Genomic DNA, 23,162 nt, shown 5'->3' with positions numbered 1-23,162 from the left:
ACTATTTATTTTGTAGAGTTAAATATTCATCAAATGATAGTTTATCATTTTGTTCTAATTTTTCTTGCTTTTCGAGTGACAAATAACGTTGTTGAACAAAATCATTATCGGTTAACACGGCTAAAGGTTCTGATAATAACTGTTTTTTATATTGACTTGCTAAAGCTAAACCAAATTTAGCTGTACCCAAATCACTAATCGCTTGTAATGTTCTTGCTGATAAGGTTAATTCGGGGTGATCAAACATAATATCAAGTCGCTCACAAACCTTACGGTAGTGTTGCTTTTCATCATGATGATCTAAAACATCGGCAACACGCAATAAATCCTTAAATAATTGATGACCTACTTTGGCCATTGGTTCATGATAACTTCCACACCCCATTGTTATTTCAATACCCGGTTTTCGACCTTCTAAAATTACTCGATTCCAGTTTAGTTTTGCACACTCAAGCTCTTGGCTGCTCATTTCTGGTGCTGGTGCTAATGCACACCAGATTAAAAATAAATCGATAAATCGAATTTGTTCTTCTGTAATCCCGATTGGTGAAAATGGATTAACATCTAAAGCTCTTACTTCGATATACTCAATACCCCCACGTAGCAATGCATCTGAAGGTGATTCCCCTGCCCTAGGAACACGTTTAGGACGAATAGGCGCATAAAACTCATTTTCAATTTGTAAGACTTTATCATTTAATTGACGATACTGACCATCAACTTTAATACCTAGACGACTAAATTCAGGTGATTGTGTTTTGGTTGCACGTTTTAATCCCTCGACATAAGTATCCAAATGATTAAACGTAATACCCAATTGCTTTTGAGCATTGTTGGTATATCCAATATCGCTAAGCCTTAAAGAAGTGGCATAAGGTAAGTAGCAATTACCATTGGTTTGCTCGATAAATGCTTTCGCTTTTTCGGGATCTTGAATGAATGAAGAACACATTGATGGCGATGCACCAAAAAGATACGGAATTACCCAACCAAAGCGATAATAGTTACGAATTAAAGTAAAATAGCCTTCGGAAATGACATCTTTACCCTCTTCAGTATTTTTTACCCCGTCTCTTGCCTGCCAAAATGCCGTAGGTAATGAAAAATTGTAATGGACACCTGAAATAGTTTGCATCATCGCACCGTATCGATTTTTCAAACCTTCACGATAAAGTGTCTTAAAACGCCCTTCGTTTGAAGAACCATATTGCGCTAAAATAATATCGTCTTCTTTGGCAACAAAACACGGCATACTCAGTGGCCACATCATTTCATCACCAATATTAATACTGGCATAACGATGTAAATCTCGTAAAAACGTTAACATATAATCAATGTTCGTATTTACTGGGGTTATAAACTCAAGCATCGATTCAGCAAAATCAGTTGTGATCCAAGGGTGAGTTAAAGCTGAACCAATTTTATTGGGAAAAGGCGTTTTAGATAAAGAACCATCAGGTAAAATTCGTAAGGTCTCTCGTTCCAGTCCACGTTGAATACCTTGTAAAATCGTATAATGTTTTTCTAACCAATTAAGTGCTTTAGAAACATCAGGTATCATAATCTTTGTTTATCCTAAATTGAGTTTTATATATTTAATATTATCATAATTTACAAGCTTCTATTGGTAATTTTGGTTTTTTACTCATGCGCTATCAGATTTGAACTTATTTTAAAGATTAAAACCATCAATAATACTATTTATTATTTATAGTTAAGTCATAAATCGAAATTTAATAATCTTGTCTATTTCATGGATAGGAATGGGTAATCATCCGCATTCCTTTTAATGTAAAACAATTAGATATCATCAATTTCGCAAAGTTTTAACTCTGTTGTTGTGCTTTTTGATTGGCAATATAGCTTTCATCAACTTGCGTTATACTATTATTTTGATGATCGATTTGATAGGTTTTACCAAATCCAATAACCAATCTGCCCTGCATCGGTGAAATTTTAAATAAATTAAAGTCTTTCATTTCGGACAACATATAAACCATTTTACTGACTCGTAAAGCAAATTGCTCAATAATAGAATTAAACATTTCGGAATCTTTTTCGATCATAACAGCTGATGCTTGAAAGCTTAAACGTTTACGAGCATAGATGTTCTTTGTTTGAGATTCATCTTCAATAATAAACACTGAGATATTGGCATTACCCTTGATATTCTGACTATGCGGAGCTAAATCAGAAATAAGTATATAGTAATCTTTACCATCAAAAAAATAAGGTGAATAACTTGTTTCGACCTCTCCGTTTTGATTAGTGGTCGATAATATGACCGATAAGACGGATTCATGAAGGCTATTTATTGTGTTTTGAACTATCTCATTGTTGGACTCAGCCATTAAAATCTCCTTTATTTTTTGATTCAATTCTATGCAATTATTAATATTTCAAAGTAACTTAATAACGCTAGTTTATATTAGGTAATATTTTAGTCCCTCTTATAACATCAATTATGCATTAATTTTATAACGTTATTATATGATAAAGTGCTGATGAAGTCATAAAAGGCATAATTAATCCTTACGCATCCTTTCTTTCCAACAATACTAACACCTCCATATGTGAAGTATGAGGAAACATATCAAATAATTGAACATTAATCAGTTGGTAATCAGGTAACAAATTTAAATCATCAACCAATGATGATAAATTGCAACTTGAATATAAAATATAATGAGGTTTCACCTGAGCTAAAAACTGCATTAATTTTTCTCCACCTCCTCTTCTTGGTGGATTGAGTAACACTAAGTCAGGTATATTCTGTTGTGCTATGCTATATTGAGTTGCATCTAATGATTTAAATGTGAGATGCGTAAAACCCATTTCATGTGCTGAGCGTGAAGCACACTCTATTGCATCTGGGCTAATTTCTATTCCCGTTAATTCTATATTCTTGTTATTTGAAGAATTGACTAAATGTAAACCAAAACCACCTACTCCACAAAATAGATCCCAAATGGAGCTTATTTTTAAATTATTTACCCAATCACTCGCTGTTTGATAAAGATTCTTGGCAATATTGGTATTGGTTTGGAAAAAACTTTTAGCTTTAATATAAAGTGGAATATGATTCAATGTAAAAGTCAGATAACTATTTTGGGTAAGGACAATTTCTTCTTCACCTTCTAAAATAGCTGAATGATTGGGTTGAATATTAACTGAAACAACTTGTAAATTATCAATATTGTTTTGAAGTTGTTGCAATGAGCTCCTGATTTTCTCAAGATATTTATGTGATCTCACAACAAACCTAATCATAAAGCCGCTTATATTATCGATTGTGCTTTCAGTAATTATCACAAACTTCAATTCCCCTTTTCGCTTATTGATATTATAAGGAACTAAACCTTGTTTACGAATATACGTTCGTACCATTTTGAGAATATTTTGCATACTGGGGGTATAAAGCGGACAATCGCAAAGGTCAATAGCTTCATTACCATTTACCATACCTAATATCGGTTTTTCAACGGTGCCAAGTACGGCCATTTTTGCCTTATTACGAAAAGCCATTTCTGAGCTAGCAACGGGGGGTTTAACCTCTTTAGGGTTAAACTCCGTTATTTTTTCTAATAAATTACTCTGTTTTTCTTGAAGTTGAGTGGCGTAAGGGTAATTGATCCAGTTACATGATAAACATTTCTTTTGCTGATAATAGCGACACTGCATTATAGTCATAACCTCGTTTTATAATAAGTTATTATATAATTAAATTGTTTCAAAGATTAGTTATTTTAAGCCAAAGCATAAAAGACAGCCTGAAACTGACTTTTTGAAAATAAAAATTAATTATTTTTCATAAAGGTATTGAATTATTTCATTACCAAGGTTTGACGTCATAGTGCTATATGATAGGATATAGCCATTAACATTACAGGAACAATTTAATGTCTATTAAGTTAAAAACACCAACAGAAATCGAAAAAATGCGTGTCGCCGGCAAACTTGCTGCCGATGTATTAGAAATGATCGAACCCTATGTCAAACCGGGTATTACGACAGGTGAATTAGATAAAATCTGTTACGAGTATATCGTCAATGTCCAAAAAGCTATCCCAGCTAATATTGGCTATAGCGGTTATCAACATACCAGTTGTATTTCAATTAATGATGTTGTTTGCCATGGTATCCCAAGTTTTGATAAAAAAATAAAAGATGGTGATATACTTAACATCGATGTCACTGTTATCAAAGACGGCTATCATGGTGATACATCGAGAATGTATATTGCAGGAAAACCAACCGTTGCTGGCGAAAAATTATGCCAAGTAGCACAAGAAAGCTTGTATGAAGCGATAAAAATTATTAAACCGGGTTTACGATTAAGAGAAATCGGCAAAACAATTCAAAAATATGTAGAAAAATTTGGGTTTTCATCTGTTAGAGAATATTGTGGTCATGGAATCGGTGAAGTTTATCACGATGAACCCCAAGTTTTACATTATGATGCTGATGACGGTGGAGTTATTTTAAAACCAGGTATGACATTCACCATTGAACCTATGGTAAACACAGGTGACTGGCGTACTCGAACAATGAAAGACGGCTGGACAGTAAAAACCAAAGATCATGGACTTTCTGCACAATATGAACACACCATTTTAGTTACTGATAATGGTGTTGAAGTATTAACGTTACGCAGTAATGAAAACTTTCCTCGAGTAATCGAACACTAAAACCAATGATTCAGCAATAAATTTTATTGTTGAATCATGATTTTCTTTTATGTTAGCTTAATAGAGTAATGTATAAAGTTTCCGGCGATAAGAAGCCGCTAACGGATTACTTGTGCCTAACGCAGCTAAAAGGTCAAGTAAGGTTTTCTTAACTTGTCCATCACCGGCATTAAGATCTTGAGTAAGAGGCTTAAATAGTAATTCAAGTGCTTCTTCTTGGCGCCCGACTTGCATTAGTTGTGATGATAATTGGATCATCAACTCTACATTATCCGGGTGTTTTTCTAATTCAGCTTGTAATAATTGTAGTTCAGGAGAGTTTGCAGCCTGTTCCAATAACTCAATTTCAGCTTGTAAACCATGATATATAGTATCCTGATCTTGTAATGGAACAGAAGCTAAAACGTCTTTTGCTTCCGCTAACTGCTTTAATGCTATCTGTGCTTTGGCTAACATGAAAGCAATATCGGATCTTGGCTTACCTAAATGATCCTTTAAATTCTTCCATGCTTGTCTTAATAATGGCAAAGCTTCTTCATATTTTTCTTCACTGAATAGTTTTTGTGCTTCGATTAACTTAAGTTCATCTTCATTAGGCAGCGCTTTAGTGAGTAATTCACGGATTTTTTCTTCGGGTTGAGGCCCCTGAAAACCATCAACGGGTTGACCATTTTGGAATAAATAAACAGTCGGAATGGCACGTAATCCAAACTGAGCAGCCAACATCTGCTGCTCATCACAATTGACACTCGCTAAAATAAATTGACCATGATATTCATCAGCTAATTTTGTCAATGTTTGTGTCATTTCTTCATAATTTGGACTTCTTGGCGACCAAAAATAAAATAACACAAGCTGTTTAGTTGATTTTTCCAAAATTTCTTGAATATTTTGTTCATTAACATCAAAAATAAATGGGTTTTGCATATTATGTCCTAAGAATATTAAGATTCATTATTTATTAAGTAAAATTCTATCCATTAATCTATCCGGAAGCAAACGTTTGCCAATCGCCGCTAACTGGGTTACTTTTGTTACCCTGTAACGTATTTTAGGTTTGCGATGCTCAAGGGCATGATATAAACATGGCAAAACGGCCTCGGGCGGTAAGGTAAATCGTTTAGCTATTGGTGGATTTTCAATCCGATGTGTTTTTTCTGTTTGATTGACATTTCTTGAAAAAGCTGTTGTTAATGGACCGGGTTCAATCAAACACACTTTAATATTTGTATTGGCCAATTCAAGTCTTAACACATCTGACCATGCTTCTAAAGCATACTTACTGGCTGAATAAGCACCTCGTCCCGGTGTTGCAATAATACCAACGATTGAACTGGTTTGTATGATTCGTCCTTCATTATGTTGAATCATGGCGGGTAAGAGCAATTGAGTTAATTGATGAACACCAAAAAAATTAGTTGAAAATTGAGATTCTAACTGCTCACGACTGATTGTATTTAATCGACCGTATACACCAAACCCGGCATTATTAAATAAACCATATAACTTGTTATTGGACAATGCTAACACTTCCTTAGCAGCTTGAGTGACTGAATCAGGATTATTGAGATCAAGAATCACTGCTTCAAATCCTTGGTCAATAAGTTTTTTTTGATCCTCGTTTTTACGGCAAGAAGTAATAACACGATATCCTCGTTGTTTGAGTGCAACAGCCGAAATCAGCCCTATTCCACTTGAACAGCCCGTTATAAATATTGTGCGCAATTCTCTTCTCCCAGATAGTTGTATGTTGTCAAGTTAGCCTATAGCAATTATGATATCACATCTTAATTTAAGTTACTTAACGTAGTCATGAGGATTGTATGAGAATCGCTATTATTGCCGCAATGGAAGAAGAAGTTGCGATATTAAAAAGTAAAATTACCCATTATAGAGTGGAACGCCATCTAAATTGCGATTTTCATCTTGGAAAAATAGCCAATTGTGAAATTGTACTCCTTCAATCAGGTATTGGAAAAGTCGCAGCATCATCAGGCACCACCCTATTATTAAACAATTATCAAGTTGACGCAGTTATCAATACCGGCTCAGCAGGTGGACTATCAACAGCATTAAACATTGGCGATATCGTGGTATCGAAAAATGTATTTTATCATGATGTGGATTTGACAGCGTTTGGTTATCAACCAGGTCAAATGTCAGGATGCCCGATTGCATTTGAGGCAAGTGAAACTTACCAAACTTTAGCCAAAGAGTGCATTAAAAAACAAGGGGTTAACGCTATTGAAGGATCGATCGGTAGTGGTGATGCATTTATCAATGGAAAAACCAATCTGGAACGAATTAAGCAAACATTTCCCTATGCTATCGCTGTTGAGATGGAAGCGGCTGCTATTGGTCATGTTTGTTGGTTATATCAGATACCTTTTGTGGTGGTTAGAGCAATTTCGGATAATGGTGATAGTGAATCAGCCGTTGATTTCCAATCTTTCTTAAAATTGGCTGCAACGCAATCTTCATTAATTGTCGAATCAATGCTAACTGAACTTGCTTAGTTGTTGTCAAATTTAGACATTGATAATTGAAAAACATGTCATATTAAATGAGCAGATATGATCTGCTCTGCTCATTTGCAACATTTATTGGCAATAGGGTTCAAATAAAGGTTTTCGCCAGCCTGATAAAATTTCTGGATCCTGCCCTTTTTTATCAATCTTCCACTTCACGTATTGGTTTATTAATCGTCGGGATAGTAACAAATCTGGATTAAGCCCCGTTTGTGAGGCAATTTTGACAGCTACATTTTTTAGTTGATCTGTGATCACCTTATAATCAGGATAACTATTAATACGACGTATTGCTGGAATGTCTGGAATAGGCTCAGATAAAATATTCAGAATCTGTTGACCATATAACCGAATCTCTTTTCCATGCAATCCTAATTTATCAAGTTCTGACAAGGATGAGGGTGAATAACGGGCTATTTTCCACAATACCTCTTCTTTGACCACAAAGTTTACAGCAATATCTTGCTGCTTAGCTAATTGATAGCGCCAACTCGCTAATTTATATAACTGCCCTAAACTCTTACCTTTCAATTGCCAACTATTTTTAATATTAAGATAAGCATCCTCCGGATTGATCACCTCACACTTGCGACCTATAACCATTTGACATTCTTGATAAGCGGCAGCTAAATAATGATTGCTGATTAATTGTGATTTGAGTTTTTGTATTAACGGAAACAGGTATATCACATCATTAATCGCATATTGACACTGTTTGTCTGTCAATGGTCGTTTCAACCAATCTGTACGGGTTTCACTTTTATCAAGATCAATATTAAGATATTTTTTAACTAAGCTGGCATAACCACTGCTTAATGGATTATCTAAAAAAGAAGCAAGAACTTGACTATCAATGATTGGCGTTGGGACACAATCAAAATGATGCATAAATACTTCAATATCTTCACTGCACGAATGGAAATATTTTTCAATGGCATCATTTCGAAAAATGTCGATTATACATTGCCAATCGGTGATTGCAATAGGATCGATCAAGGCAGAAAATTCACCATTAAATACCTGAAGTAAGCCTAAATGAGGATAAAAAGTTCGAGTTCGAACAAATTCGGTATCTAATGCTATAGCTGAACTATTCTTAATTGCTAAACAATAATTTGAAAGTTGAGCATTATTAGTGATAAATTGATACGTCAACATTTAATCCCTATTTTAGTTATTAATCTGATTTTTTTGATTATCAAAAGTCACATCAATACTGACAATTTCTGAAATAGTCATCAAACGAAGTGGCATCACTCCATAACCATATCCACTACTCACAATACTGGTAAAGTGTTTTTCTAAATTATGATAAATACCATCAGAATTTTTGTACAGAAGTTTTAATAACACATTGATTGGAAAAATTTGTCCACCATGCGTGTGTCCTGAAAGCATCAAATCAACACCTAAATTGGCTGGCTCCTCAAGATTATTTGGCTGATGATCTAATAAAATGATGGGTGAAGAATCATCAGCAAACACAAGCAAATCTTGCAATGATGCTCGATTAATTCCATGTTTAGATGATGAATAATCATCTCGACCAATCAATGTAATTCCTAACTCATTTAGATAAACAATATCATCTCTTAAAACTGTCATATTTGCATTTTTAAAGGCTTTGATAATGTCTTCACCTTGATTATTTTGGGCGTTAACAGCCAAATATTCATGGTTACCAAAAATAATATAAGTACCATACTTTGATTTTAACTTTTTGAACAATTCGCTAACTTTAGCATCACTAAATGGCTGCAATCGTTTATCAATAGTATCACCAGTAATCACAATAATATCTGCATTGAGATCATTAACATCCTTAACCATTCGTTGTATAAAGCTGTTTTGAGTTAATTCATTAATGTGAATATCACTAATTTGAACAATACGCATATGATCAACTTTAGCCTGCTTGTCAATCTTAACCTGATAATGAATTATCTGGGAATGGGTCGCCATTAGATAGCCAATGATAAAAAGTACAATGACACAACCCGTGAAAATATACCCCATAAAAAAATTGGGCTTAAATCTTTTTTTGCTAACTAAATGGATAATATCAAAGGTAACCGTAACATATACACTACATAAAATTAAGCTAAAAAGTGGAGCAAAATAATTTGGAAAATCTTTCCAGAATTTGGATAAGATAAATATTACTAACATGAGTGTTATTATCACCCAGTAAAATATTATTTGATAAATTGTTAATTTAAAGTCAAACCAAAATAACCAACGTTTTCCTAGATAAAAAGCAACTAAAATACTTATCAAAATTGTTAAAATTGCAATAAAACTCATAATGTCTCGAACAATACAAATCAAAAAGATGTTATCATAACAGAATTATATTCTTTACGTTATCTATAACTTTTATGAGTTCAAAAAAAGATCAACTATTTTCAACACCTATTGATAAATTAGGTGACTGGACTTTCGATGAAAAAGTAGCAGAGGTTTTTCCTGATATGGTTAAACGGTCTGTTCCTGGTTACTCAAATATTATTGCTATGATAGGAATGCTAGCTGAACGATTTGTACAAGCAGATTCAAAGATATATGACTTAGGTTGCTCATTAGGTGCGGCAACACTATCCATTCGGCGTAATATCAGCCAAAAGAATTGCCACATAATTGCTGTAGATAATTCTTTAGCAATGGTAGAACGTTGTAAACGACATATCGATTCATTTAAAGCTAACACGCCTGTTGAAGTTGTTTGTGAAGATATTTGTAATATCGAAATGAAAAATGCTTCGATGGTTGTATTAAATTTTACACTGCAATTTTTGACTACAGAAAATCGCCAACGCATTCTAAACAATATTTATCAAGCCCTCAATCCTAATGGTATACTGGTTTTATCCGAAAAATTTAGCTTTGAAGATTCAACCATTGATGAACTTCTATTTAATATGCATCACGATTTCAAACGCGCCAATGGTTATAGTGAATTAGAAATTAGTCAAAAAAGAACAATGTTAGAAAATGTTATGCATACCGATACCATTGAAACACATAGACAACGTCTATCTATAGCTGGTTTTAAACACATAAATACTTGGTTCCAATGTTTTAATTTTGGATCCATCATTGCAATTAAATAATCGGTATCAACGTGATAAACAATTAAAGCAAACTTAAGTTATTACAGAATTTAACAAGGATATAAACATGATCGATTTTGGTGATTTTTACCAGATTATCGCAAAAAGTAAACTCAGCAGCTGGCTTGAGGTATTACCAGCGCAATTAGCAAATTGGCAAAAACAAAATATTGATAGTCGTTTTAATCAATGGATTAACAGTATCAAACATTTACCCTCCATTACACCTTATCATATTGATTTATTAAATAGTGTAACGGTATCTGCTGAACATTCTTTGTCAATTGGCGAACAACAACGTATCACTAATTTGTTAAAAAATATGATGCCTTGGCGTAAAGGTCCTTTTAATCTATATGGGGTAAATATTGATACCGAATGGCGCTCTGATTGGAAATGGGAACGACTAATTCAACATATAGATAATTTAGAAGGTAGAACGGTTTTAGATGTTGGTTGTAATAGTGGTTATCATCTATGGCGAATGATAGGGGCAGGAGCAAAACTTGCAGTAGGAATTGATCCTGTGGCTCTTTATTTATGTCAATTCGAAGCAATAAAAAAATTGTTAGGTAATGATAACCGTGCACATTTACTGCCATTAGGCATCGAAGAATTACCAAATCTTAATGCATTTGATACCGTGTTTTCAATGGGAGTCTTATATCATCGAAGATCTCCTATTGATCATCTTTTTCAATTGAAAAATCAACTTATTCAAGGCGGAGAATTGGTTCTTGAAACCCTCATTATTGAAGGAGAAAATCATCATGCATTAATGCCTGGTGAACGTTATGCACAAATGCCTAATGTTTATTTTATTCCTTCGGTACCAACAATGATCAATTGGTTACACAAGTGTGGGTTCAAAGACATAAAAGTAGTTGATATTTCCTTTACAAGTGTCAATGAACAGCGCAGCACCGACTGGATGACTTCTGAGTCATTAGCTGATTTTCTTGATCCCAACGATAAAACTAAAACTATTGAAGGCTATCCGGCGCCCATGCGTGGTGTGTTCATTGCTAAAAAATAGTCATAAAAAACGGCTTCAAATCTATTGAGTTTAATTATATTGGGTTTGAAGCAAAAAATTATGTTACATATGCCTATTCTCACGTTTTACAATCATACACATATATATACACATCCTCATAACCAGCAAACAAATTTTATTAAAAATAAATTTAACATTATAATTTATATATAGTATTTTCTTCCGGAATATTATATCATCGTGCATTATTTCTTACTGATTTTTAAGTAATTAAAATTTTAAATTAACTATTTTTTATCAATAAGTTTATCTTCAATAATAAATAATTTTTCTTGGAATTAAGGGAATGGATTAGACTATGGAATTACTCAAATTTATATTACGGCTCCCCTTTTATATATTACAAAAATCAATCGAAATCATTAGTTATTTCATTATTTTTTTAATTGCATTATTTAAAGGTATTCTTTGGTTTTTAAATCCTATTATTGGTGATATAAAATGGTCAACACCAAGTTGGTTACCTGAATTAAAAAAAGCCTACACTTCAATCGGATTAAAATTAAATAAATTTAAAACGCTTATTGGTACAACAATTATCGTATCAATAATTGCCTTTTTTTCAGTCAATTATGCTTATCATTGGTATCTCAATCGTCCGAAACCAATTGAACCAGCGCCAATAATTATTCACAAATATTCTGCATCTGTCTATTCCCCTGATACATCTAACATCGGATTAGTTATTAACTTTTCCGGAAGTGGGTATAGTCCAGCGCCATTAGAGAACATTAATAAAGTAATAACCGAAGGCATCATCATTTCACCTGAAATTCAAGGCACATGGAAATGGACGTCTGATAAATCAGTTGAGTTTATACCTGAATCAAAAAAATGGCCACTTGGCGTTGAATACACAATCACATTAGATGATAAAAAATTGTTTGCAGAGAATAATTTATTAAATAGTGATCAAACTATTAAATACTTTGTTACTAAAGATTTTAGTTATAAATTTGCCAATTCAGGGGAACTTTATCTAGATCCAACATTACCCGATAATAGACAAGTAATAAATAAAATAGAGTTTTCTCATCCCGTTGATAAAAACAGTTTTGAAAAAAACATCAATTTATCATTGTATCAAACAAAAGATAAAGAAGAAGATTCAGATAAGTTTTTAAATAGTATCGATTTTACAATAAATTATGACAAAAACGATACGATTGCTTATGTCAAAAGTTCAGCTATTCCTTTGCTTGAAAAAGAAGGGTATTTAAAGATAACTATTGACAAAGGTGTTATTTCAACCGATGGAGGGCATCCAACTCGGTCTCTTTTGAGTAATACAGTTTCTGTTCCGGAAAAATATAATTTAAGTATAACAAATAGTGCGATTAATCTTATTGAAGTAAGTGATCAAAAAATAGAACAAGTATTAATGCTTTCTTTTTCTCATGATGTAAAAGCCACTGACGTAGAAAAAGCAATTAGAGTATGGCAATTACCTAAATCAAAAGATAAAGAGTATAAAATCAGATATTACGATAAATTATCCAACAGTTATAAAACTAAATTTCAAATTAATGATCAAATCTTAAATAATGCTAAAATTATTTCACTCAAAACGATCGATTCAGAGCTGCCTTATCAAAAACAAATCAGTTTTGCTTTTAAAGCCGAACAAAGCTCAGAACTTTATATTCAAGTATTACAACCGTTACCTTCATATAATGGTTACTTTTTAAAAGATCAATATCAAGAAGTGTTAACTGTTCCTAACTATCCAATTTCTCTTGGTTTTGCAGCTGAAGGGTCTCTATTATCATTATCAGGTGATAAAAAGTTACCTGTTGTATCACGCAACATAACGGATATTAAGCTCAAAATTGATCGGGTTATTCCGTCACAACTCCAACATCTAATTGCGTTTAACGAGCATTATAATTTTGAAAATATGGATTTTGGTGACCTAAGTAACGACCACTTTGTTGAAAAATACAATTATGACAAAAATATTACTGGCTCACCAGAAGAGCTCAAATACACTGAAGTTGATTTAAGTCGTTTTTTAACTGTAGATACTGATGGAAAACAAAATCGTGGTGTCTTTTTATTACGGTTATATGGAAAAAGCATCAATAATCCAGATGTAGACTTTTATGAGTCACGTTTTATTATGGTGACTGATTTAGGTATTATATCTAAAAAATCTCTCGATCAATCCTATGACCTATTTATTCAATCAATTGATACTGGCAAACCAATCAATAATGCTAAAGTATCTATATTAGGCATGAATGGCATAACCATCACCTCTCAAAGCACAGATAGCACTGGTCATGTCAAATTTGAGCCATTATCTGAATACTATCAAGGGATCAGACCAACTTTATTTGTTGTTGAAAAAGATGGTGATTTATCTTTCCTACCAATTAATGCCTCTGATCGAAAATTATACTTGTCTCGTTTTGATATAGGAGGCATTCGTGAGACGCTTCAAGGAGGAGAACTAAGTTCACATATCTTCTCAGATCGCGGTATTTATCGTCCCGGTGATACATTCCACATCGGAACGATTATAAGAGCTGAAAAATGGGCTAATTCTCTTGCTGGGATTACAATAGATGCCGAAATTTATGATCCCAAATCAAATTTAGTATTAAAGAAACCTATTGTTCTTGATAAATCAGGATTTAATGAGTTGAGCTATAAAACCAACTATGAATCCCCTACTGGCGATTGGCATATTAATTTATATTTAAAAAATGAAGATAACGATGACGATTATCGCATTTTATTAGGGACAAGTTCCGTTGTCGTGCGTGAATTTGAGCCAGACAAAACAGCAGTAACATTAAAACTTCTACCTGAAATAAAAGATGGTTGGTCAAAACCAGACCAGTTAATTGCTGAAATTCATGCTAAAAACTTATTTGGCACTGATGCTGCTGATCGTCGAGTAACAAATACCTTAATTCTTGAACCATCAGTTCCTCATTTTAAAAAATATGAAGATTACTATTTCTATCAATATATATCAGGAAGTCGTAATAGTTTTAAAGTTGAACTTGATGAATTACAGACTGATGATAATGGTAAAGTTATAGTTAATCTAAATGACAATATGGAGAGTTTTGAAGGCAATTATACATTAAGAATGCTCACTGAAGTTTTTGAGCCTGATAGTGGGCGCAGTGTAGCGGCAACTGCAACAACCTTTGTCTCCCCAAATGAATACCTTGTTGGCGCTAAAAGTGATGGCAGCTTAAGTTACATTAATCGTGACGCAACCCGTTACATCGATTTTATTGCAATAAATCCATCATTAAACAAAATACCTCTTTCAGATTTAAAGCTCACTATTATTGAAGAAAAATACCTTTCAGTATTAGTTAAACAACCATCTGGAGTTTATAAATATGAGTCTCGCAAAAAAGAGAACGTAATTTCTGAAGAGCCATTTGCAATTAGTCAGGAAAAAACGACTTACAAAATAGACAGTAAAAACCCTGGTAACTATAAAATCCAACTAAGAGCAAATGATGGTCAACTACTCTATCAAAGCCACTACAACGTTGTCGGAGAAGCAAATGTTACACGTGATTTAGATCGAGATGCTGAATTAATGCTAAAAATAAAACAGAAGGCTTATAATCCTGGTGATGAGATTGAAATAGCGATTACTGCACCTTATGTAGGAAGTGGAATTATTACAATTGAGCGGGATAAAGTTTATGCATGGAAATGGTTCCATACCGATACAACAAGCTCAATACAAAAAATAACATTACCTAAAGATATGACTAACAATGGTTATATCAATGTTCAATTTATTCGGGATCCAAATTCCGAAGAAATTTTCATGAGTCCATTAAGCTATGGCGTAATACCATTTAAAATTTCTAACGAGCAATTTAACGATAAAATCGTTTTAAAGGCACCAAAAACAATTAAACCTGGTGATACTTTACCGATTACTCTTAAAACTAATACACATCAAAAAGCCGTCATATTTGCGATAGATGAAGGAATTTTACAAGTATCCAATTATAAATTAAGCGATCCGTTAAATAGTTTTTTACGTAAAAAAGCATTATCGGTTAGAACCTCACAAATATTAGATTTAATATTACCTGAGTTTCGTCATCTACTTAATATTTCAGCGCCAGGAGGCGATGCTGATTCTGAAGATGCATTATCTGGTCACTTGAATCCATTCAAACGAAAAATTGATGAGCCTGTTGCTTTCTGGTCAGGAATAATTGAGGTTGAAGGCACGAAAACGGTGGAGTACAAAGTACCTGATTATTTCAATGGTAAAATCCGCATTATGGCAATATCTGTTGGAGAACAGACAATGGGACATACCCAAATGTCAACGACAGTACATAATGATATTGTTTTACAACCTAATGCTCCATATTTTGCCGCACCAAATGATCAATTTGAAGTGAGCCTTAATGTGACAAATCTCATTGAAAATATTGGTGAGCAAAGTGTACCTATTAAAGTTAAGGTTTCAACTACGCCTCATTTAACAATTATTGATGAAGATCAACACACTATTGAATTAGCAAATGGAAAAACTGGAAGTTTGAAATTCAAATTTAAAGCAAACGAAATGTTTGGTAGCGCAGATTTTCATTTTACTGCTAGTTATGGTGATATCATCATAAATCGTAATGTAAGCACATCGATAAGACCAATTACAGAATATCGATTACAAACGATTATGGGTAGAATGGATGGCAGTAAAGAGACTTTCAGCGATTTCAGAGACATGTATGAAAACTTCAGTAAACGTGAAGCATCTGTGTCATTTTCACCGTTTATATTAAGTAAAGGACTAAGCACTTATTTAGAAAATTATCCTCACTTCTGTTCAGAACAAATTGTAAGTCGAGCTATTCCCGTGTTAATTGCAGGAAAATATCGAGATTTCAATCTTGCCTCAAAGCAAGGATTAACACCATTATCTGAACTATTCCAAATACTTCAATCAAGACAGAATGATGAAGGTGCAATTGGATTATGGTATTCAACCTACAACGTCGATCCATTTATTACTTTATATGCTGTTAATTTTATGCTTGAAGCAAAAGAGATGGGACAAGTTATACCACAAAAAATGTTAGATAATGCGAACAAATATTTAGAACAGTTGGCACAATCTTCCTATAGTAATAACTACAATTTGCGATTACGAGCTTATGCTATTTATCTATTAACTCGTCAAAATAAAGTAACAACTAATTACTTAGCATCATTATTAAGTGATCTTAAAAGGAATGATTCATCATGGCAAACAGATCTGACTGCTTTGTATGTTGCATCATCTTATCAAATGTTAAAGATGGATAAAGAAGCCAATAAATTACTTAAACCAATTTGGCAAGATTTGGAAAGTGCCTATAACCATGCATGGTGGACACATAATTACTATGACCCATTAGTCATTAATGCAGGCAAAATTTATTTAATTAGCAAGCATTTTCCTGAAAGAGCAAAAGAAATTCCCGCTCAAGCACTCGAAAATATGGTGTTAATGTTAAATAAACAAAAATACACAACGCAATCATCTGCTATGACAATCCTTGCTTTAAGTAGTTATTCATCAAGCATTGATAATGCAAAACTAAAAAATGATTCGCTACAAATTAATACTATTTCGAAAGATAATGGTGTTGAAAAACAAAAAATTATTGCGAAATTAAAAGGTATTTTAGCTAAAGGTCAATTCAGTGCACAAGATTCAACGTTAAATGTTATCAATAGCACTGATTATCCAGCATGGTATCTTATTTCACAACAAGGCTATGACAGAAATATTCCACAAAAACCTATCAAACAAGGTCTAGAAGTTTATCGAGAATTTACTGATCTTGATGGTAACCCAGTTGAACAGGTTAAACTCGGTGATAAAATCAATGTTACAGTTCAAATTCGAGCGATAGCCAAAGAAGGAGCAACCAATATTGCCATAGTAGATTTATTACCTGGTGGTTTCGAGGTTATCCAACAACCTATTACACCAGCAAATGAACTCAAAGGCGAATATACCCAAGATGATGATGAATATGAAGAGAATGATGATTATAGTGAAGAAAATCATTTTAATTGGGTTTCACCAATTGCTATAAAAACAGGTAACAACACATGGTATCCGGAATATACTGATGTACGTGAAGATCGAGTTATTATTTATGGTTCTACTTCAAATAATAAAATACAAAAATTCACTTATCAGATTAAAGCAACGAGTGTCGGAACTTATACCGTTCCACCTGCATTCGGTGAAGCAATGTACGATCGTGATATTCAAGCGGTATCTAAAGGTGGTAACACAATTACGATTCGACCAAATGAATAATTCTTTCTAACCTAGAAATAAATACAAAACGGGCTTAACGCCCGTTTTTTTATTTCATTTTTTAAATTAACACAAATTATTGCACACCAGGTACGGTAAAATGCATAATTAAAAGCAACGTTGGTAAAATAAATATGGATAAAATTGTCGAAGCAAAGAAGATACTTGAAGCTTGTTCTTGCTCAACATTCCAATTATAAGCCAAAATAACGGCTGTTGATGCTGTCGGCATAGCTAACAAGAATACTAACTCTTCCGCTTCCATACCAGTAATACCAAAAAGATGCACAGCAATTAATGCAACCACTGGCGTAAAGAAGCTTTTCAAAATCACATTGACAATTAATGGTTTTGAAAAATTCAATTTAACACCATAAATACCAACCCCAACAGCTATTAACGAAATAAAGTTACAAGCATTTGACATAATATCAAAGGTATTAAATACAAAATGTGGTAACCATTTTGTTCCATCTGTAACACTAACAATTAAACCAAGAATGACCGCTAAAAACATTGGTTTCATTAACGAGTTCTTCACTGCGCTAAATACCATATTACTAGTCACTTTTCCGCCAGATATTTTCGTATCACATAATTCCAATAAGAAAATTGTCATTGGTATTAATGATAACGCCACCACAAAATTCGCTACAGCGACTGAAATGGTTGACGAAGCACCTAACATCAATGTTAAAAATGGTACGCCCATTCCTCCCATATTTGGGAAACAACATAACATAGAGTTCATTGCTGTTGATTTTAAATCTTTATGCAAAATGTATTTATTGGTTAAAAAACAAATTATCCACAAAAATGACATTGTACAGAAAAATGCAATCATCCAGATGCCGTTGAATATTTCAGACGGCTTAGCATGTGATGTATGCACAAAAAGCAATGCCGGAAATACAAAGTTTGATACTAAACCGGATAATAGCTTCTTGGAATCTTTGGTAAAAATATTCTGATGAACACACAACCAACCAAGAAAAATTAATAAAAACACCGGAAGACAAGAACTAACAACTTGCCCTACTGCTGACCAAATTAGATTCATTTTTTTTAAAACTCCTAAAATAATATTACTTAAAATACATATTCGGTAATTGGTCGGTAACTTTGGATTAGAATTTATATTTATAGACCGAGCTAAAATAAGTAGGTAAAAAAACTGAACATGGCGTAGTTATAATAAAACTAGCAACAAAATCATTTTTCAGTTTTTGAAAAACTTTATATAACTAAATGTTGTTTTACGTACTTTGTGTTTTTGAAAAATATTTTTAATACGACAACCCTTGCTATATCTAAATGTCAAATAACATAACTTGGAAATATTATATCTGATTCTTTTCGCCCTTGTGTCGAGCAAGCAATACTGACTGTCTAAAAAAACAAAAAATCACGACAAATATTATTGACATACATCAATATTGATATTTTATTTTTATAAAAAACAAAGAGTGAGAAAATAAAAAAAACGAGCGTTAAATTAGAGTAAAAAACAAATTTAAGCTAAAATAAGCTAAATAGCACTTTTTATCATCGATAATCAATCAAAAATGCATCAGGTTTATTTAGGTTAACAAATTGACTTTTTGTATTATTTCGTTAAGTCACAATCAAAGATTACCTTTAGTCACATATATAAGGGCTATGAACAAAAATACAAGGTATAGTGAATTCTGTCTTAAATTAATCAATAAACAATCAACATAATGTAAATCATTTAAGTGTATTTGTAAAATACGGTAATACAATTTCAATCAATTGTTATGATAGCTTGCAATTTTGTTCTGTATCTTTATGAAAAACGTAAATCTAATTCCCTTTATTTTAGTCATTCTTAATACAAAGCTAGTATATTTATCAGCTCGCTAAAAAACACTAATCATCCATGACTTTATGTCCATTTTTATGACATTGCTATTTTTTTACAGTGATTTTCATTGAATCAAGAATTTTATACTGTATATTTATACACTATTCATTTTTAACTACGAACAATACTTCATTGTATATAAATTTTACTTATCAATTTTTAGGAGAAACACTCTTGAGTAAATCCTGTATTGTGCTAGGAACCGTTGATAGCACTATCAAAAATTACTTACCTTTGGTTGATACTCCTGTCAGGGCTGGCTTTCCATCCCCTGCTGATGATTACTTAGAAGCCAAACTGGACTTAACTGATCATTTAGTTAAACACCCAAGTGCTACTTATTATATTAAAGCACAAGGTGAATCAATGATTAACTATGGTATTTTTAGTGGTGATCTTTTAGTGGTAGATCGGTCATTGGTACCCCAAATAGAAGATATTGTTGTTGCAGCTGTTGATGGTGAACTAACATGCAAGTGCCTGGGACTTATTGATGGGCAACATTATCTATTATCGGGCAATGAACTTTATCCCCCTATTTCATTAGCGGGTAAAGAAGTTCATATTTGGGGCGTTGTTATACATACTATCCATTCTTTACGAAAGCGTGGTCATGCATGATTGGACTGATTGATTGTAATAACTTTTATGCTTCGTGTGAGCGTGTTTTTAACCCTAAATTAGAAGGAAAACCAATTGGCATTTTGTCCAATAATGATGGATGTGTCATCGCACGATCCAATGAACTTAAACCTTTAGTACCAATGGGTATGCCTGCCTACCAAATTGAGGCTAACATTCGAAAACAAATTACATTATTAAGTTCTAACTATGAACTTTATGGTGATATGAGCCAACGTGTTTTTGATACTGTCAGCCATTATACGGCTGATATTGAACCTTACTCTATTGACGAAGCTTTTATTAAACTAGTGGGATTTAACGATGTTACAACCCATTGTCAACATTTAAGGGCAATAGTAAAACGTGATACGGGAATTCCGGTAAGTATTGGCATTGCATCAACCCATACTTTAGCAAAGTTGGCAAACCACATTGCAAAAAAACAGCCTATTTATCAGGGAGTTTATTGCCTTCCTAACGATTCAGCCTTACTTGATCAGATTTTAAAATCATTCCCTGTTGATGAAATTTGGGGCGTTGGCAGAAGCATAGCCAAAAGATTACAAACGTTAGGCATTCATACTGCATGGGATCTGCGTCAGGCAAATTTAAAACAAATTAGACAACAATTTTCAGTGGTGCTTGAACGTACTGTATTAGAGTTGCAAGGTATTAACGCTATTGAATTAGATGACATTGCAACACCTAAAAAAAACATTATGACATCACGTAGTTTTGGGCAGTTAACAGGTGAATTATTCGACTTGCAAGAGGCTATTCGTATTCACGCCAGTCGAGGAGCTGAAAAACTGAGACAACAAAAATCAATTGCTAATGCTGTACTTGTTTTTTTGAAAACAAATCGGTTTCGACAAGACTTAATTCAATACAATCCCTCGATTATCGTACCGCTACTGTCACCTACTGATGATTCAAGAGTAATTATTCATGCGGCACAAAAAGGGCTAACAGCAATTTATAAAAAAGGATTTTTATTTATGAAGTCAGGTGTTATGTTACTCGATTTAAAAGCTAAAGATAGCTTTTGCCAATCTGACTTATTTGCTTCAAATAGTATGCCAGTCTTACAGCAAAAAAATGATAACTTAATGAAAACAATCGATACCATTAATCAAAAAATGGGCAAAAATACCATTCAGTTAGGCGGAAGTAGAAAAACTGCACCTTGGCAGATCAAACGAGAACGGCTTAGCCAACGTTACACAACTCGTTGGGATGAATTACCATTAGTTAAATGATAATTTCAATAAATATAAGTCATTTTTTATATAAATATAAATAAATAACCCATTAAAAATTATTTACTTACAAATAATTATTACAAAATATTAACGATATTATTAAAATATGTTAACATAATTGTTAAATTAATATACATTGAGTGTTTAAGAATAACTCAAAACACGAATAAAAGAAGGATATATAGCTGCTATGTATGTCTTCAAAATGCATTTCATAAAATAACAAAGCTTTGAAATAAATAGTTTTTAGACGGAACTTATATCTTTATTCGAAATCATTAATGTACTCTAAATTTATAAGTTTCCTCATATGCAATGTTTAATAGGTTACGGTAAATTTTGTAAGGAAGCTATTCGTAGTTTTTTCACTCTAAAATTTTTTAAGTAAATATTTGCGTGTTGAATGCCACAACTTTTTAGACATTGCCTGAAATATTTTCATAAATAACTAAAGTGTTAAATGTGTTAAATAACTTTTGTCATTTTAATTTGTGCATTTTTCATCAAATTTCAAAACAGAAGGATATATTCATTAACATTATCAATGTTGTAATTTCCACGATAAAAAAAATACTGTAGCAATGAGGCAAATAGGATGAATAGTACAGCAGTAGAAATTGAAAAACTTAAACAGTTAAGTGAAGCAAATAGTAACAGCAATTATATCTCAATTTACACCTCTAAAAAGCAACAAAATTTATCAAATATACCAATTTTAAAGCCTTTACTGATAATTATATTAAGTGGTTGTAAAGTAATTGGCAATAAAACAAAACTGGCCTGTAATACCGGTGATTTCATTTTTTTTACCGATGTTCAGTCAATGAACATGAGAAATATACCCGCAAATACGAATTATTTTGCATTACTTATTGATTTTGAGTTTTCAGATTTTAATGATACTTCGATCAATATAAATCCTAAAAAAAACAATGAATATACCGCAGGGAAAGTAAATCCAGCCTTATATAAATGTATTTCACAAATGATAGAGTGCTTAGAATGGGCATCTGATGACATCATTACTAATCGTAGAAAGGAAATTATTAAACTATTAGTCCATTCAGGTTATGAAAATTTGGCGTGTTTACCCAACAGAAAAGAAACTACGCAAAAAGTAATTGAAATATTTAATAAAAAAGACAATAAAAAAATAACCATTGATGAAATTTGCAAAGAAATCTGCATGAGTAAAGCAACGTTGTACCGAAAATTGAAACTCGAAGGGGAAAATATCCAAAAAATTAAAGAAAAACTCGTAATGGGACAGGCCCTTCACTTATTACAAACCTCAAATTTTTCAACAGAACATATCGCTGAAATGATTGGATATTCTTCGTCAACTCGATTTTCACAAAGATTTAAAGCCAATTTTGGATTAACGCCAAGAGAATTAAAAAACACCAAACGAAATTAATAAACATTTCATCATTTATTCCATTAAATGGAAACCACGTTAAGAATGAATATTACTTTCGCTGGTAAACATGCTAGTTCTAGTAAATGAGTAAATGGTGAAACTATAAAATCTTAATATCTATTTTGTCAGAAAGACATTAAGAAAATTCTAAGACTAAGTAAGTCTTAATTTGAAACAAAAAATAATTAATTACAATATTACTGCTTTTACTTATTTTGTGACTTTTACTGAAAACTCGTGAAAACTTTTAGAGGTAACAAAACCACTAAAATTAA

Annotated in this window: 16 protein-coding genes; 8 read left to right on the top strand and 8 right to left on the bottom strand. The window is 32.6% G+C overall.

What is annotated here, in order from left to right:
- Nucleotide 1: 1 nt before the first annotated feature.
- The 3 genes from gshA to rlmC all read right to left on the bottom strand — a co-directional run bounded on the left by gshA (nt 2) and on the right by rlmC (nt 3,681).
- A complete protein-coding gene (gene gshA, locus ACKJXD_RS02710) occupies nt 2-1,561 on the bottom strand; it encodes a glutamate--cysteine ligase (RefSeq protein ID WP_294827760.1) in 1,560 nt (519 codons plus the stop codon).
- 265 nt (nt 1,562-1,826) lie between these two features.
- Entirely contained in the window at nt 1,827-2,351 is a 525-nt protein-coding gene (locus ACKJXD_RS02705; protein ID WP_430875457.1) for a HugZ family protein, read from the bottom strand.
- A gap of 181 nt (nt 2,352-2,532) precedes the next feature.
- Nucleotides 2,533-3,681 (bottom strand): 23S rRNA (uracil(747)-C(5))-methyltransferase RlmC, encoded by a 1,149-nt coding sequence (gene rlmC, locus ACKJXD_RS02700; protein WP_430875544.1) that lies wholly within the window; start codon nt 3,679-3,681, stop codon nt 2,533-2,535.
- Nucleotides 3,682-3,899: 218 nt separating this feature from the next.
- Here rlmC and map point away from each other — a divergent pair, with 218 nt between their 5' ends.
- The gene (gene map / locus ACKJXD_RS02695; protein ID WP_220217207.1) at nt 3,900-4,688 is read left to right on the top strand and encodes a type I methionyl aminopeptidase; all 789 of its coding nucleotides are present in this window, start codon (nt 3,900-3,902) and stop codon (nt 4,686-4,688) included.
- 57 nt (nt 4,689-4,745) lie between these two features.
- Here the strand turns inward: map and ACKJXD_RS02690 are convergent, their stop codons facing one another.
- Complete coding sequence (locus ACKJXD_RS02690; RefSeq protein WP_430875456.1) at nt 4,746-5,615, bottom strand: co-chaperone YbbN; 870 nt, start codon at nt 5,613-5,615, stop codon at nt 4,746-4,748.
- Between the two features lie 27 nt (nt 5,616-5,642).
- Nucleotides 5,643-6,413: an SDR family oxidoreductase gene (locus ACKJXD_RS02685; RefSeq protein ID WP_430875455.1), complete on the bottom strand. Its 771-nt coding sequence runs from the start codon at nt 6,411-6,413 to the stop codon at nt 5,643-5,645.
- 98 nt (nt 6,414-6,511) lie between these two features.
- Between ACKJXD_RS02685 and ACKJXD_RS02680 the strand changes: the two genes are divergently transcribed.
- A complete protein-coding gene (locus tag ACKJXD_RS02680; protein ID WP_430875454.1) occupies nt 6,512-7,204 on the top strand; it encodes a 5'-methylthioadenosine/adenosylhomocysteine nucleosidase in 693 nt (230 codons plus the stop codon).
- Nucleotides 7,205-7,288: 84 nt separating this feature from the next.
- Here ACKJXD_RS02680 and rnd read toward each other — a convergent pair whose 3' ends face one another.
- Both rnd and ACKJXD_RS02670 read right to left on the bottom strand, forming a co-directional pair.
- Entirely contained in the window at nt 7,289-8,374 is a 1,086-nt protein-coding gene (rnd, locus tag ACKJXD_RS02675) for a ribonuclease D (RefSeq protein ID WP_430875453.1), read from the bottom strand.
- Between the two features lie 12 nt (nt 8,375-8,386).
- Complete coding sequence (locus tag ACKJXD_RS02670) at nt 8,387-9,385, bottom strand: metallophosphoesterase (protein ID WP_430875452.1); 999 nt, start codon at nt 9,383-9,385, stop codon at nt 8,387-8,389.
- Between the two features lie 209 nt (nt 9,386-9,594).
- Here ACKJXD_RS02670 and cmoA point away from each other — a divergent pair, with 209 nt between their 5' ends.
- From cmoA to ACKJXD_RS02655, 3 genes are all read left to right on the top strand, one after another.
- The gene (gene cmoA / locus ACKJXD_RS02665; protein WP_430875451.1) at nt 9,595-10,326 is read left to right on the top strand and encodes a carboxy-S-adenosyl-L-methionine synthase CmoA; all 732 of its coding nucleotides are present in this window, start codon (nt 9,595-9,597) and stop codon (nt 10,324-10,326) included.
- 67 nt (nt 10,327-10,393) lie between these two features.
- Nucleotides 10,394-11,362 carry a tRNA 5-methoxyuridine(34)/uridine 5-oxyacetic acid(34) synthase CmoB gene (gene cmoB, locus ACKJXD_RS02660; protein WP_430875450.1) on the top strand — a complete coding sequence of 323 codons (969 nt, stop codon included), beginning with the start codon at nt 10,394-10,396 and terminating at the stop codon, nt 11,360-11,362.
- 319 nt (nt 11,363-11,681) lie between these two features.
- Nucleotides 11,682-17,696 (top strand): alpha-2-macroglobulin family protein, encoded by a 6,015-nt coding sequence (locus ACKJXD_RS02655; RefSeq protein ID WP_430875449.1) that lies wholly within the window; start codon nt 11,682-11,684, stop codon nt 17,694-17,696.
- 76 nt (nt 17,697-17,772) lie between these two features.
- On the opposite strand, the gene ACKJXD_RS02650 is transcribed toward ACKJXD_RS02655, so the two are convergent.
- Complete coding sequence (locus ACKJXD_RS02650) at nt 17,773-18,756, bottom strand: AEC family transporter (protein ID WP_220217215.1); 984 nt, start codon at nt 18,754-18,756, stop codon at nt 17,773-17,775.
- A gap of 999 nt (nt 18,757-19,755) precedes the next feature.
- On the opposite strand from ACKJXD_RS02650, the gene ACKJXD_RS02645 reads away from it, so the two are divergent.
- From ACKJXD_RS02645 to ACKJXD_RS02635, 3 genes are all read left to right on the top strand, one after another.
- Nucleotides 19,756-20,202 carry a LexA family protein gene (locus tag ACKJXD_RS02645; protein ID WP_294828106.1) on the top strand — a complete coding sequence of 149 codons (447 nt, stop codon included), beginning with the start codon at nt 19,756-19,758 and terminating at the stop codon, nt 20,200-20,202.
- Nucleotides 20,199-21,464, top strand: a complete 1,266-nt coding sequence (locus ACKJXD_RS02640; RefSeq protein WP_430875448.1) for a Y-family DNA polymerase — start codon at nt 20,199-20,201, stop codon at nt 21,462-21,464. Before ACKJXD_RS02645 ends, ACKJXD_RS02640 begins: the two co-directional genes overlap by 4 nt.
- 598 nt (nt 21,465-22,062) lie before the next feature.
- Nucleotides 22,063-22,884 (top strand): helix-turn-helix transcriptional regulator, encoded by an 822-nt coding sequence (locus tag ACKJXD_RS02635; protein ID WP_430875447.1) that lies wholly within the window; start codon nt 22,063-22,065, stop codon nt 22,882-22,884.
- Nucleotides 22,885-23,162: the final 278 nt, after the last annotated feature.

This window comes from Gilliamella sp. G0441, from assembly GCF_050589305.1.
Taxonomy (GTDB): Bacteria; Pseudomonadota; Gammaproteobacteria; order Enterobacterales; family Orbaceae; genus Gilliamella.
This window is presented reverse-complemented; position numbering and strand designations above follow the sequence as displayed.